At 38.9% G+C, this 13,621-nt stretch carries 11 protein-coding genes and 1 tRNA gene; 8 read left to right on the top strand and 4 right to left on the bottom strand.

What is annotated here, in order from left to right:
• Positions 1-7: 7 nt before the first annotated feature.
• Positions 8-469: a flagellar export protein FliJ gene (gene fliJ / locus QA601_11175; GenBank protein ID MDG5815644.1), complete on the top strand. Its 462-nt coding sequence runs from the start codon at positions 8-10 to the stop codon at positions 467-469.
• Entirely contained in the window at positions 453-4,925 is a 4,473-nt protein-coding gene (locus tag QA601_11170; GenBank protein MDG5815643.1) for an Ig-like domain-containing protein, read from the top strand. Before fliJ ends, QA601_11170 begins: the two co-directional genes overlap by 17 nt.
• Positions 4,926-5,056: 131 nt before the next feature.
• Here QA601_11170 and QA601_11165 read toward each other — a convergent pair whose 3' ends face one another.
• A complete protein-coding gene (locus tag QA601_11165) occupies positions 5,057-5,716 on the bottom strand; it encodes a hypothetical protein (GenBank protein ID MDG5815642.1) in 660 nt (219 codons plus the stop codon).
• A gap of 242 nt (positions 5,717-5,958) precedes the next feature.
• Between QA601_11165 and QA601_11160 the strand changes: the two genes are divergently transcribed.
• From QA601_11160 to QA601_11145, 4 genes are all read left to right on the top strand, one after another.
• The gene (locus tag QA601_11160; protein MDG5815641.1) at positions 5,959-6,375 is read left to right on the top strand and encodes a hypothetical protein; all 417 of its coding nucleotides are present in this window, start codon (positions 5,959-5,961) and stop codon (positions 6,373-6,375) included.
• A 39-nt stretch (positions 6,376-6,414) separates the two neighbouring features.
• Positions 6,415-6,630 carry a hypothetical protein gene (locus tag QA601_11155; GenBank protein ID MDG5815640.1) on the top strand — a complete coding sequence of 72 codons (216 nt, stop codon included), beginning with the start codon at positions 6,415-6,417 and terminating at the stop codon, positions 6,628-6,630.
• Positions 6,631-6,745: 115 nt separating this feature from the next.
• Positions 6,746-8,728, top strand: coding sequence for an excinuclease ABC subunit UvrB (gene uvrB / locus QA601_11150; protein MDG5815639.1), 1,983 nt, complete (start codon positions 6,746-6,748; stop codon positions 8,726-8,728).
• A 6-nt stretch (positions 8,729-8,734) separates the two neighbouring features.
• Positions 8,735-9,616 (top strand): HEAT repeat domain-containing protein, encoded by an 882-nt coding sequence (locus QA601_11145; protein MDG5815638.1) that lies wholly within the window; start codon positions 8,735-8,737, stop codon positions 9,614-9,616.
• A gap of 70 nt (positions 9,617-9,686) precedes the next feature.
• Here QA601_11145 and QA601_11140 read toward each other — a convergent pair.
• The 3 genes from QA601_11140 to QA601_11130 form a co-directional block, all read right to left on the bottom strand.
• Positions 9,687-9,771 (bottom strand) — tRNA-Leu (locus QA601_11140).
• A 99-nt stretch (positions 9,772-9,870) separates the two neighbouring features.
• The gene (locus tag QA601_11135; GenBank protein MDG5815637.1) at positions 9,871-10,716 is read right to left on the bottom strand and encodes a hypothetical protein; all 846 of its coding nucleotides are present in this window, start codon (positions 10,714-10,716) and stop codon (positions 9,871-9,873) included.
• A gap of 232 nt (positions 10,717-10,948) precedes the next feature.
• A complete protein-coding gene (locus QA601_11130) occupies positions 10,949-11,263 on the bottom strand; it encodes a flagellar biosynthesis anti-sigma factor FlgM (GenBank protein MDG5815636.1) in 315 nt (104 codons plus the stop codon).
• A 467-nt stretch (positions 11,264-11,730) separates the two neighbouring features.
• Between QA601_11130 and QA601_11125 the strand changes: the two genes are divergently transcribed.
• Both QA601_11125 and QA601_11120 read left to right on the top strand, forming a co-directional pair.
• Entirely contained in the window at positions 11,731-12,963 is a 1,233-nt protein-coding gene (locus QA601_11125; protein MDG5815635.1) for a nucleoside recognition domain-containing protein, read from the top strand.
• Between the two features lie 4 nt (positions 12,964-12,967).
• Entirely contained in the window at positions 12,968-13,621 is a 654-nt protein-coding gene (locus QA601_11120; GenBank protein MDG5815634.1) for an NUDIX hydrolase, read from the top strand.

Genomic DNA, 13,621 nt, shown 5'->3' with positions numbered 1-13,621 from the left:
CTAAAAGATGAAAAAGAAATTTAAGTTTTCACTTCAGGCACTACTTGATTTCAGGCTTCGCAAAGAGGATGAAATCAAAGGCTTACTTGGTCAAAAGCATGGTGAAATAGAAAATCAGAAAAAAGAGATACAATCTTTGGAACAATCGCTTAAGGAACTTCAGAGATCAGAAAAAGAGAGTAGGGGATCGGGTGAGGATATTCTCTCAATGCGCTACTCGGTAAGTTACAGAAATCATCTGAAACTTACAATTTTAAAACAGGGACGCAAATTCCAGGATCTTGGTGCTGAAGCTGAAGCGATTCGAAAAGAGCTGGTAAAAGCAACTCAGAAGAGAAAAGCTGTGGAAAAAATAAAAGAACACAAACTCAGAGAATGGAAAAAAGAGCAAAACAGGAATCAACAAATATTCTCCGACGAAATCGCACAGCAGGCTTTTATCAGGAGCGCACATGAAACTGGTAGTTAGTTTACTCATCCTTTTGGTATCCATATCCTTCGTTACTTCCAAAACTTTTACCAGAGAATCCTTCATGGAAGGAGAAAGACTCAATCTTGCCGATAGCTCCGGTGGTTTGATTATTGATACCAGTCACAGCAGCCTTATAAATCTGTATAATGATTTCCCCGAAAGTAGTAACAGTGCTAATGCTGATGTGATATTTAGAGCAAATGATTCTCTGACCTTTTTCTGGGCTTCACCGCAAGACGGGTATATATTTAAACGCGATGTTATACTTACAGATTTCAGTTCACAATACCAAAGTAATGCTCAGGTGGTAACAGATTACAATCCTTCCACATTTAACTACCTAAATTCAGCAGGAACTATCAACACGGTTATCTCATTCATTGAAACGAGCCCACATGATGACCTTGATGTTTCGCTGGTACTCTTTAATGGTAATGAAAAAATAGTTGTGGATAGCTCAAGAGGTGGAAACAGACGAGGACGAATGGCTTCAAGTCTTACTCAAGTGTCTGAAGATACCTTTCTGATAGCAAACTCGGTGAATGACAGTCTGCTCTATTTGAGAAAAATACACTCTGATGGCATCACAATAAGCGTCGAGTCAGAAGTAGAAGTAACGAGGAATAGCACCGGGCAGATAGATAATAGAATCAGTAATTGCTACGTGGCTGTTGATTCATCAGGCAACGCACTTGTTACCTGGACTCAGGGTGATCTCTTTGGTGACAAGTATCTTCATGTTAAAGGTTTTACTGCTGATTTGGTGGAAACGTTTCATCATAGTGAAGTTATTACGGTTTCAGATAATTACTTTCATTTCACTTCAGATGCTCCAGCTGTGGCCATAGGTAATAATCGCTTTGCAATTGCCACATGGGATGAGTCTGGAGTGTTGCTTCATACAGTAACAGCCCAGGAAGTTGAAACCAAAAGAGTAATTCATGCCACAGGAATCAAACATGTTGCAATCACTACCAATGGACAACACCTGGCGGTTGTTTACAGAGACACTCATAATGAATCCATAAAGGCAGTGCGTTATGTTACAAAAAATGGGGAAGTGCTGGATACTACCAAAGAACAGTATGAAATTTCAAAAGGAACAGTAGATCTCAAAGAAGATAATGCGAATACCTATACCAGTGCTGCTCTTAACAGTGCAATGGACAGAAATGGTTCCATAGCAGCTGTTTGGCGAAATGGAGAGATTATAGAAGGAGGTGTGCTGGGGAGACGTTTTATCAGATACAGTAGTGGACAATATGTTTCCCCCGTAGAAGAGATAGGCGTTTTTTCAGGAGATTCAGTTCGTTTTTATCCTGCCACCATAATGATTGATTCACTCTCCCCTTACTGGAGTGTTACCGGTAAAATCCGTTTTGGAACTTCAAGTGAAGAGATAATTAATAAGGGCTGGGTCTCTTTAATGGATAGCTCAGAACTATACCAAGCCAGAGGGGTGTATAGTCATTTTCAATACAAAATTGATATCGTAACAACGGATACCCTCTCAACACCTCTGCTCAAGAGGGTTACCATAGACTGGAACTCAAAACCGGTTATTACTAATGCTGAAGTTTATATAAATGATAATAGTATAGGAACTATCAGCAACGGTGATGAGGTGACAGTTTTTTCCAGAAAAGATAAAGCGCAGATACATTTCAGTGTAAGAGATGGTCGTGAAGAGGAATGGATACAATTTCTAACCAAGACTCCCCAACACGATACTACCTTTTATGTTCACAGCGATTCACCAATTTATTCCGGATATACAGAAATTGAAAATTTTGCGGTTTCAGACACCAGTTATGAGATAACGATAGAAGCGAAAGATTCATTTAACTGGAATGCTGTTCCATTACAGTTCAGTTTTAGAACCAGAAATTCTATCCCAAAGCTTCACTTGAAGGCCAAAGATAGTTCGGTAATAAAAGATGGAACAACAATACTATTTCAGGAAGATGATTCTCTTATGATAACTATGGGTGTTAGTGATACTAATGATCCTCTTACAGTTACGGCCTACGCAATTATTCTAAGTGATGAAAAACCAGACACAATTGGCCATACATCAGGCAGTGAACCTCCCGTTTTGATGATGCTCTCAGCAGAGCAATTCTCAAAACCCAAAGAACTGAAAATTGTTGCTTCAGATCCCGATACCGTTGTTGTGACCATGTGCAGTATCAGAGTTAATCATATCCCCGAAATTAAATACGTTACTATTGATGATAAGAAGTACAAAAATCGTGATACTGTCAGGATTATTCCTGGTCGGGAGTTTGAATTAAGCATCAAAACAGATGATCCTGATCTTCTTTATGGCGACACACTTACCTATACTAACTCTCTTTCCGATTTATTCATCAGAACCGTTCAACCACTGCTTAAAAAAAAAATTACTCCGCAGGCAGAAGATCCATATTTAACTATAAAGGTATCTGATACTCATAATCGAACAGATAGTGTAAGAGTTTATTATAAGTATCCGCAATACCAGTCAGAATCCCCGTCTCATGACTATTTATATGGGAAAGGAAAACTCCGCGATGGGATATCACTGATACATGGTAGCCTTGATACTGCAAACGTATCACTTCCTCTTCAAAACAGTGGTAGTGATACATTATCCATAACTTCAGTTTCATTCGGTAATGAAAGTTATCAGTGGCTTTCTTTTGCTGTTTTGTACGATGAGGACACACAGGTTTTTAACTCAAAAACAATCGATGAATTTTCGCCATTGGTTATTGGAGCAGGAGATACTATACCGTTTAGAATCAATCTGACCGCGGATGGGCTCAAAGGTGATGGGGTAGTGGACGATACGATTTTTATACACACAAGCGATCCTCGTAATTCTATTGATACCATACCGATACGCTTTGAACACAATGACCTGCCCCGAATTGTATCGGTTGAAGTGCTGTTTGATAAATCTGTTTTAAATAAAACTCAGCAATCTACATCCTATGACTTTCCCCCTCATGGCCTAATATCTGTTTTATTCAGTGAGCCAATAGATTCTATCTCTGCTCAAAACGGTATTTCACTTTTTAGTTACTTTGATTTGAAAAAAAGCGGAGTAGATAATCCCATAAGTACCTACCATAACTGGAATAGTGATTACACAAGATTAAATATCAGGGCAAATTATACGGATTCAAGTTCTCATTTTGGTTTAAAGCCACCAGCTGGAATGTTTATTCCTACAGATTCAATTCATTTAGCAATAAATCAAGGGGTTAGCGATTTAGCACAAACCCCCTCCGGGCCTAACGCATTGGATATATTACAGATAAATGAAAGAGTTTCAGAAAGCGATACAACGTTTGCCTTTAGAATAGACTCCATACCGTTTAGGGTAACATCGTTAAGCCCTTCTCATGCTTCGTTTAATGTCACAAACACTTTTGGAATATCCATCGAATTTTCATCACCTGTTGATCCGGCAAGTGTTGATACATCCCTTAGCGAAAACAAAACACTTCAGGTCTATTCAAGTATGAGCAAAGATGAATTGGTATCGTTTGATTCAATCGATGTAACAGAAAACATTATAACAGCTTATCCATCGAGAAGGTTCTTTTATGGAGATACGATTTTTTGCAGATTTAACTCTTCGGGTGTAAAAGATTTTTTGGGCTACACCACAGACAACACCGGTGATGGAATTTCTATGCCCCTCATAGATCCCGATTCTCCGGCCGATGATATAGAGTGGCATTTTATCATTCAAAACAATGATATCGTTACGGTTACACCAGTTGAAGGGTCGGCAGTCGATGAGATTAGCCCTGAAATTACTATCACCTTTTCTCACCCTATTTTCCCCGGAACTTTTGACACCGATACAACCGCTAATAATAAAAGTTTTTCTCTCTCTTCCAGATTTGGTGAAGATGACATCTCTTTTAGTGATATAACCATCTCTGACTGCAGCACCGAAGTAACGATTGTACCTGACAGACGTTTCTTCGCTGATGACAGTGTGTTATGCCACTTTAAAGGTTTTACGTCACCATTTGATTATCTGAGTGAGAATAATTTACCTTTAAATAATTTAAAAGGGGAGTATCAGTGGTATTTTACTACAAGTGGAACCGGTTTTTACACCTATCCAAATCCTTACAGACCCTCAAAAGACCCAAGGCATTGTATAGAAAATGGTCCGTGCGGAATATGGTTTAAAAATCTTCATCTGATCGATCCTGAAAAAAACGATTTGAGGATTAAAATTTTCACGATTAAAGCAATCCCGGTGTTCGACACTCAAAGAGCAGGAATATCTCTGAACTTTGATCCGGACAATCAGTTCGTTGAACCACAATGGTTATGGGATACAAAGAATCAATCAGGTACAAAAGTTTCCTCGGGAGTGTACTTTTATCTGATATATGATTCTGACGGAAGTGCGCTGAAGCGTGGAAAGGTGATGATCGTTAGATAGTTATCCTATAGTACTATTTTGAGAGAACAAGGATAGGGTAATATATGGAGTGGCGCATAATACATATTATGTAAACTAAGGATGTTGTATATCACCCCCATTGCGGTTTTTAGCTTTAAGTACCTGTTGTTTTAGGAGATAAATACTTTATCCATAAAAAGAATCACATACCCCGTAATGACAGGAACAGCAAGGTTGTCATTGATTATGTGTTTTTTGTTTATTTTGAGTGGAAAGAGTTCCAAAAGGGTAATTGAAAGAGAAGTTATAAGCGCCAAAATAAGTGGAAATCTGTTTCCCCACGGTTCGAAAACGCCTGGAAAAAGTGGGATGACCCAGTATAAAAGCGCCATGCAAAGAAGAAAACAGGCGATACTTCCTTCGAGAGATTTTTTTCCTATTTTGACTCTTCCGATACTCAACCCCACAATAGCCGCTATGGCATCACCAAGTATAAACAGAAAAAGAACAATAAAAGCAATATGCAGGTTATTTCTAAAAAGAATAGCACAAAGCAGTGATGCAGCAATTACAAAGGTGCTTCCGGTGGTTTTTGATTTTTCCTCTTTTCTTAACAGTTTTCCAAAACAGGTAAAAAAGACCTTCTGAACCAAAGGGTAACGAAATCTAAGCCATTCTACAATTATGGATCCAAAAAGAAGAAAAGCAAGCACCCCTAAAGGCAGAAGAAAGGAAACATTCATTCTTGGTGTGTAGAAGATTGCAATTGGCATTAAAAGCGCAAAAAGGTGTAAAATTTTTCTGGTGATTTCTTCTTTCCGAAGTCCCATTTAGATTAAATCCCTTCCAAGAGTGGATGTGAAACAGAAGTGATCTATAAAATAAACTCTTTATCAATAAAGATGTGAAAAAACTCTATTTACGAAGGTTCGCTCAAGAGAACGCACTTATTACGAAATGGATTTGGCTCTATTTTATCATTGCAAATCTTTTATCTGATCCCCCCTACCCGACTTAGACTTTAATTATTTTACACTACTATGCAATTTTTCTTTAATATTTACGGTACTATATGAAACCAATAGTCTTATCGATGATTCTCTGTGATCATTACTATCGTGATGTTCATAGTGGAAAGAGTATACTTTCAGGCACTTTTAGCTCTATTAATGTTGCCGGGTTTCCTTCAAAGCATGGTAACTGTGCGGTATATTTAGCTTTTACCGATGTTGCTTCCAGCGGGGAAGCACAATTGCTCTTTAGAAAAGAGGGTGGTGGATTTTCAATGAAGCTTCCGCCCTGGGAAGTTAAGGCACCTGAGGACAGAAGAGCAGTTGTTGAAATCGGGGGTAATATTAATGGGTTACCGTTGCCCCAGGAGGGTGATTATGAATTTGTGCTGCTTTGGGACGGTGTTGAGATAGCACAAAGACGATTGAAAGTTACAAAGATAAAAATTGAACCACGCGGCCCGTTTCATAAAGGATAATCTGGCCCTAAAAATTAGAAGGAGAAAGAGAAAACACACATGGATACTCCTGCAATACTCATAAAAATCACGGGTTTTGTACTTTTTTTGGTAACCCTCCGTTCCATCTACAAACACATCCAGGAGAAGCGTAAAGCTGCAGGGACGAAGGAGAAGGACCAGTCAAATTCAGAAAAGCTCTTTAACGGCCTGCTTCTTTATGTATGGTTTTTGTTTATGTCGGCTTTTTCCCTGGGGATGATTTTCAACAATTAGTTTAGTTTTTAATTTGCCCTCCCCTGTTTCTTTCTGAGCCCAAAACGCGTCGGCATGTTTTTTTCATTTACTTTTCAAGTAAACATTGTATGCTATATATTCGGAAAAACTTAGTATGAAATTCAAATTAAATACCGATTTCAAGCCAGCTGGAGATCAGCCCGAGGCCATTAAGCAGTTAGTAGATGGGGTGGATAAAAATATCCAAAACCAGGTACTGCTGGGCGTAACAGGTTCTGGTAAAACGTTCACCATGGCCAATGTAATAGAAAAATTACAAATGCCCACACTTATAATGTCACATAATAAGACTCTGGCAGCACAATTGTTTCAGGAATTCAGGGATTTTTTCCCTGAAAACGCAGTAGAGTATTTTGTCAGCTTTTACGATTACTACCAACCTGAAGCCTACATCCCCTCCAGTGATACCTTTATAGCCAAGAGTTCGCTCATTAATGAAGATATCGATAGATTACGACTAAAAGCAACCAGCTCTCTTTTATCGAGAAATGATGTCATAATTGTGGCCAGTGTTTCCTGTATCTATGGTATCGGCTCACCCGATGCCTATTCTGAATCAAGTATTAAACTACGGTGCAACGACCAAATCACCCGAAGAGACTTGCTCCAGAGCTTCACTGAGATGCAATATGTGCGAAACGACATTTCCTTACAAAGAGGTACATTCAGAGTTAAGGGTGATGTGCTGGAGATTCAGCCTGCGTATGAAGAAAGAGCCCTAAGGATAGAAACCTTTGGGGACACAATCGAATCTATCAGCTATATATCACCAGTTAGTGCGAAAGTGTTACAAAGACTTGAAGAGGTGACCATTTTTCCGGCAAAGCACTATATGACTACCGGAATTACCATGGATGAGGCAATAAATAAGATTAATCTGGAACTGAATATGCAGCTACATAAGTTTCAGACCCAAAATAAGCTAGTTGAAGCTCAGCGACTTGAACAACGTACCAAATACGATATCGAGATGTTACGTGAAGTGGGGTATGTAAATGGTATTGAAAACTACTCACGCATTCTCGATGGACGTGAGCCCGGGACACGCCCCTATACAATGATCGATTTTTTCTCTAAACCATTTTTAACCATTATTGATGAATCTCACGTTACTATTCCACAAATTCAGGGAATGTATAACGGAGACAGAGCCCGCAAACAAACCCTTGTTGATCACGGCTTTAGATTACCGTGCGCTCTGGATAACAGACCCCTTATATTTAACGAATTCAATCAGTTAATTGATTACACCATATATGTTTCCGCTACTCCCGGAGACTATGAGCTGGAAAAAAGTGAAGGGCTGATAGTAGAGCAGGTTATCAGACCTACTCACCTGGTCGATCCACCAATAGAGATAAGGCCGGCAGTTAATCAGGTGGATGATTTAATTGAGCAGCTAAGAACAACGGTTGAAAAAAAGGAAAGAGCACTGGTTACTACCTTAACCAAAAAAATGGCCGAAGACTTAACTGAGTATCTTGAGAATCTGGACTTTAAGGTACGGTATCTACATTCTGAAATCGATACTTTGGAACGAACCGATATACTCCGTGATTTGCGACTTGGTGAATTTGATATCCTTATAGGGATAAATCTGTTAAGGGAGGGATTGGATCTACCGGAAGTGGCACTGGTCACTATTCTTGATGCCGATAAAGAGGGGTTTTTACGATCGGTACGCTCAATCGTTCAGATCGCCGGACGAGCCGCAAGAAACGTTAATGGAAGAATCATTCTCTATGCCGATACAATTACCGATTCCATAAGAAAAGCATTGGATGAAAGCTCAAGAAGAAGAAACAAACAACTTGAGTACAATAAGAAGCATGGTATAAGTCCTAAAACTGTAGCCAGAAAAATTGATCAGCGCCTTACCTTTTATGACACAGAAGATTCCCCCACACTGTTTAAAGCAGCTGAAAAGCAGAAAACCTATAAAACTGACACCAAAAAAAGAGGCAAAACCAAACTGCAGAAACTTGAAAAGGAGATGCAGGAGGCAGCAAAGAATCTCGATTTTGAAAAAGCGGCACAGTTACGAGACACAATTGCTCAGATTAAAGCCAAAGGATAGTCTGTTATGGATCATAAGGAAGCACTTAAATTACTATCATCTAACCAAGTAGATGAAATACAAAAATCGCTCCACTACTTCTGTTCCAATGGCTCTATTTCCGATGTCTCAACATTGATGCCCCTGATTAATCATGATCAATTTAAAATTCGCAAATTAGCTGTAACTACCTTATCTACAATTATTAAAGAGAATTTGATAAACCACTATTGTCAGATAGCACAGGATGTTCGTCTTAAACTTGGATCTATAATGGAAAAACTCGATCCAAGAATAGTTGAAGAGATAGGAAATGATCTTTATTGCGAGAATGAATCAAGAAGGCTCAGGGCGGTGCAGATACTGGGGTTACTAAAGAAAAATCCCAAAACCAGACAGATATTAGCTAACCTTATAAAAGACAGGGATGTTAAGATACGGGCAACAGCAATAAATCTTCTTGGAAAAATGATCGGACCCCATGATCAGGACTTAGTTCTCTCTCTTCTTACAGATGAGGACACACGTGTGAGGGCTAATACAGTCGAGGCTCTCGAAAGTATGCAAAATAAAAGACTTGTACCTATTTTACTGAGACTTAGACTCGATCCTAATAACCGTATACGTGCAAATGTACTCAAAGCGCTCTACAATCTTGGCTATACTGATATAGAATCAGATTTGCTTGATATGCTCTCTCTTGAAAACCCCTTTATGAAAGCATCTGCATTGTGGGTACTTTCTCAGATTACTATCAAAGCTCAATCACTGGAAGATGCCGCGGGTGAATGTATGCTTAACGATAATCCTATGGTGGTAAAAAATGCTAAAAACGCACTCGAAAGAATTGCTACCCCAAAAGCCAAAGGGTATGTCAAATACCTGAGCGGAATTTTTTCTGATAATTAATTACCTGATGTTTTTTGGGGGTGGGATTTTTTAATACCCCTGTAATTTTAAAATACAGGGGTTTATTTATTGCCCGAGGCCGGAATCGAACCGGCACGGCGCTAAGCGCCAAGGGATTTTAAGTCCCTAGTGTCTACCTATTCCACCACCCGGGCTTTTAATAGCTTATTTTAATGTAATTTATAAAAATGGCTTCTTTTCACTTGAAAATCAAGTGAAAAATCACTTCTTTGCTGAATTTAGCGATATCAGGCTCAGTTTAGCCACTTTGGAATTGGTATTGATACCCCTTTTCGTCTCTTTTTATCTCTCACCCTCTCCAAAAATAGCTCTTTATCTATAGATATGAGTTCTTTAAGCGACAGCTTCAATCCTGAATAAGTTAGAAATTCCCTATAAAAAGCAACACGCTCTGTAGAAGTTAACTGCTGTTTTTTCTCTTTTAATAATTCGTAATAGATACAGAATGAAAACTTCGAAAAACGATTCATAAACATACTCTTAACCATAACGGGCAAAGGATAAATTCCATCCATATCGACCAAATAAACGCCAATAGCCCTATCTTTTATTTTAATTAGAAAGTTATCCGTACCTGGATCAGAGTGTAAAAAACTGTTTTTGTAAAGAATGCCCCACAATCTGCCCAGCTCTTTAATTAATTGGATATCTCTAGCGTTCGTAGATTCCTTACGTAAGTACTCTGAAAGAGGAACTCCTGAAACTGCCTTAGTAACAAATACACCTTCATGAGTTAACAGATTTTTTCTGAATGAAAATGCCAGAACCGGTTCGGCTACCTGTATTCCAATCTTAGATAATCGATAGGAAATTTTTAAGTACCGGGATGGAGGGCGAAAAACATTTCGGACTTTATGTTTCCATAGTCGATTCCTGGTATACTTTATATAATAAGTAACATTCTGCCATTGGAGAATGAATAAATCTCCTTTGGGCTTGGAGTGATAAAGATTGAATACTGCTTCAGGGTGCTTTTTCTTGTTCCAGAAATAATCGATTATGACCCGGGATAGTTCGCCCGGCTTATCAGATAAGTAGTAGGTCTTTATTTTCCCGATTTTTTCTCTACGTAAGTTCACATCTCTAACCTGAAAGAAATAGTACATTTAAACTTATTGTTCAGCTAAAAACTGAATGCAAGTCATTAGTACTTTGATTGTTATGTCTTCGAGGATTAAAGATACTATTAGAAACGATCAGAACACCATAAAAAACAAACCACTGATAATTTTTAGAATAAAGTTGCAGGTATAGATAGTGGAGGGGTAGGTTATAATTACCATGATATGCTTTAATACCTAAACATATTTTTTATTCATTGAGCTCTTTTTGCAACCAACTAAGATCATTTCCAGAAAATTTCTGCATTGCCTTATAAAAATTTGACTCTATAGGGTAAGAGTTGTACCTGATTTTTTCCTGAATTTCTTCAACCATTTTAATTCTAACTTCAGGAGAAGCATCAACTACATCTTTTATCTTCCTGAGGTTCAATGAAGTATCGGAGAACTCTACTCGTTCTTCTACTTTTTTTGAGGGTATATCAGATGTTACTTTCTCACTCTTCTTGATCAGAGATTCCTTAGAATAAGCCCCGTAAGCATTCGATAAACTCCGAATATCCATAATCAGTCCCCTTCCTTACTCGGGAGTTATGCTTCCGTCCCTGGAAGCACACACTACTACCTCCATCCCTGGATCCCTCCCACTTTATATACTTTCAAGTCCTTTTGTAAGAGCCGCTTCATTTATCTCTACTATTATTATCGGTTTTAAACAGCATACTCTTTAGCTAAACTATAGGCTTATAAGAATTTTGAAAACATATACCAATTTTTCCAGTATAGGATGGTTTATTAAGTGTATCAATACTTCTATTCCTCTGTTACATTTAACTATTTTTCTTTTTTGGAGTTAGAAGATTTCACTGGAGGTATACCATCGAGAAAACAAAGTATTCGAAAGAATCGGGACAAAAAAACACACCTTCCGTTAAAGGTGCAAGTTTAAAAAATAACCGTCCGGCCGCAATAAACATTATCTGGCTCTACCTAATACTGATCAGCATAGTAGTTGCTGCTTATACTGGTAATATGGATGAGCTTACAAGTGCCTCATTCGAATCAGCTAACAGTGCAGTAACTCTGGCTATTGGATTAATTGGTGCCATGGCTTTATGGCTTGGAATAATGAAAATAGCTGAAACAGCCGGATTACTCAAAGTAATTGCACGTGCCATAAGACCCCTTATGGTGCGTCTATTCCCTGATGTACCTGCAGAACATCCCGCTATGTCTGCAATTATAATGAATATGGCTGCTAATATGCTTGGTCTTGGGAATGCAGCAACACCCATGGGGATCAAGGCCATGACTGAGCTTGATAAACTTAATCCCCAAAAAGATACGGCTTCCAATGCTATGTGCTTGTTTTTAGCAATAAATACTTCCAGCGTTACCATTTTACCACTGGGTGTTATCTCTGTTAGAGCTGCTGCCGGTGCTACAACCCCTGCATCTATACTCCTTCCTGCTATTATGGCTACCTTTTGCTCAACTCTAACAGCGGTAGTGGTTTCTAAGTTATTATCTAAAAGGTCACCAAATCCGGCTCAAATTTCAGACAGTTTGAAAAATAAAGACAACTTTGAAGAAATGCTAAAAGAGGAAAAAAAGGAATCGGATCTGACCCCTCCCGGATTGGTAGGCAAAATCTTTGCCTACTGTACCATTGGAGTCTTTGCTTTATCTGTTCCCTTTCTTATTAGACAGAGTGGTCAGTTACCTACGTTTAATCTCGACCTTATCACCTCTGCAACCGGATGGCTTGTCCCCATAATAATGGGGGGACTTTTGATTTTAGGTTACTTAAAAGGGGTAAAAATCTATGAAGTTCTCACCAATGGAGCAAAAGAGGGGTTTCAGGTAGCTATCAGAATTATTCCCTTTATGGTAGCTATTTTTGTAGCTATTGGTATGTTCAGAGCAAGCGGAGCACTTGAACTGTTCACCCGTACATTACGCCCGCTTACCAGGCTTGTCGGTATGCCTGCAGAGGTTCTTCCAATGGCGCTTATACGCCCCCTTTCCGGGACCGGAGCTTTTGGGTATATGGCAGAAATAGTGAATAATGCTCCCGACAGTTTTAGCGCATTTTTCTCTTCTATAGCGCAAGGCTCCACAGAAACAACCTTTTATGTGTTGGCTGTTTATTTTGGAAGCATAGGGATAAGAAAAACCCGTCACGCTCTTCCTGCCGCTCTTACGGCCGATGCTGTAGGTATTGCTTCGGCTTTATTCTTTGCTCACCTCTTTTTCAGGATATAACACAGTGAATTCCAACAGTGTAAACGAAAAGAAAATAAAAAATTGGAAAAAATCTGTTGAGAATTCAGGGTGCACTATACGCTCACTGGAGGCTATAAAGGAGATTAGAAAAAAAGATGGCAGCCTTTTGTTTGCACTTCTTGAGACCGATGTAATTTCCCCGGAAGGAAACAAACTTCCCCATGTACTTTTTATCAGAGGGGATGCATGCGTAATAGTGACTCTGATTAAAAATAGTGATACCGGTGAAGAGAAATTTCTCATGGTTGGTCAGAGGCGTATTGGAAACGGATTTATGAGCCTGGAATTCCCCGCCGGTATGCTCGATGAAGAAGATGACCCGGTTGAAGTAGCAATTCAGGAACTCTATGAAGAGACTGGGTTACGTGTAAGTCGAAGCGATATCTATCCTCTGAATGATAAAAAACTGTATAGTAGTGCTGGTGCAAGTGATGAAGGTATATACTATTATGGGTGCATAAAAAAGATGGATGAAAAAACTTACCATTCTTTTGCAAACAAAAAGACTGGTAGTGTTCATGAAAACGAATTCATTACCACGGTACTGAAAACCCGCACAGAAGCAGAAAAAGAGAGCTCATCACTACAGGTACGGTTAGGCTTTTACCTTTTTGAAAACAGTAGAAATTCGGGATAA

The sequence above is a fragment of the Chitinispirillales bacterium ANBcel5 genome (assembly GCA_029688955.1).
GTDB lineage: Bacteria > Fibrobacterota > Chitinivibrionia > Chitinivibrionales > Chitinispirillaceae > Cellulosispirillum > Cellulosispirillum alkaliphilum.
This window is presented reverse-complemented; position numbering and strand designations above follow the sequence as displayed.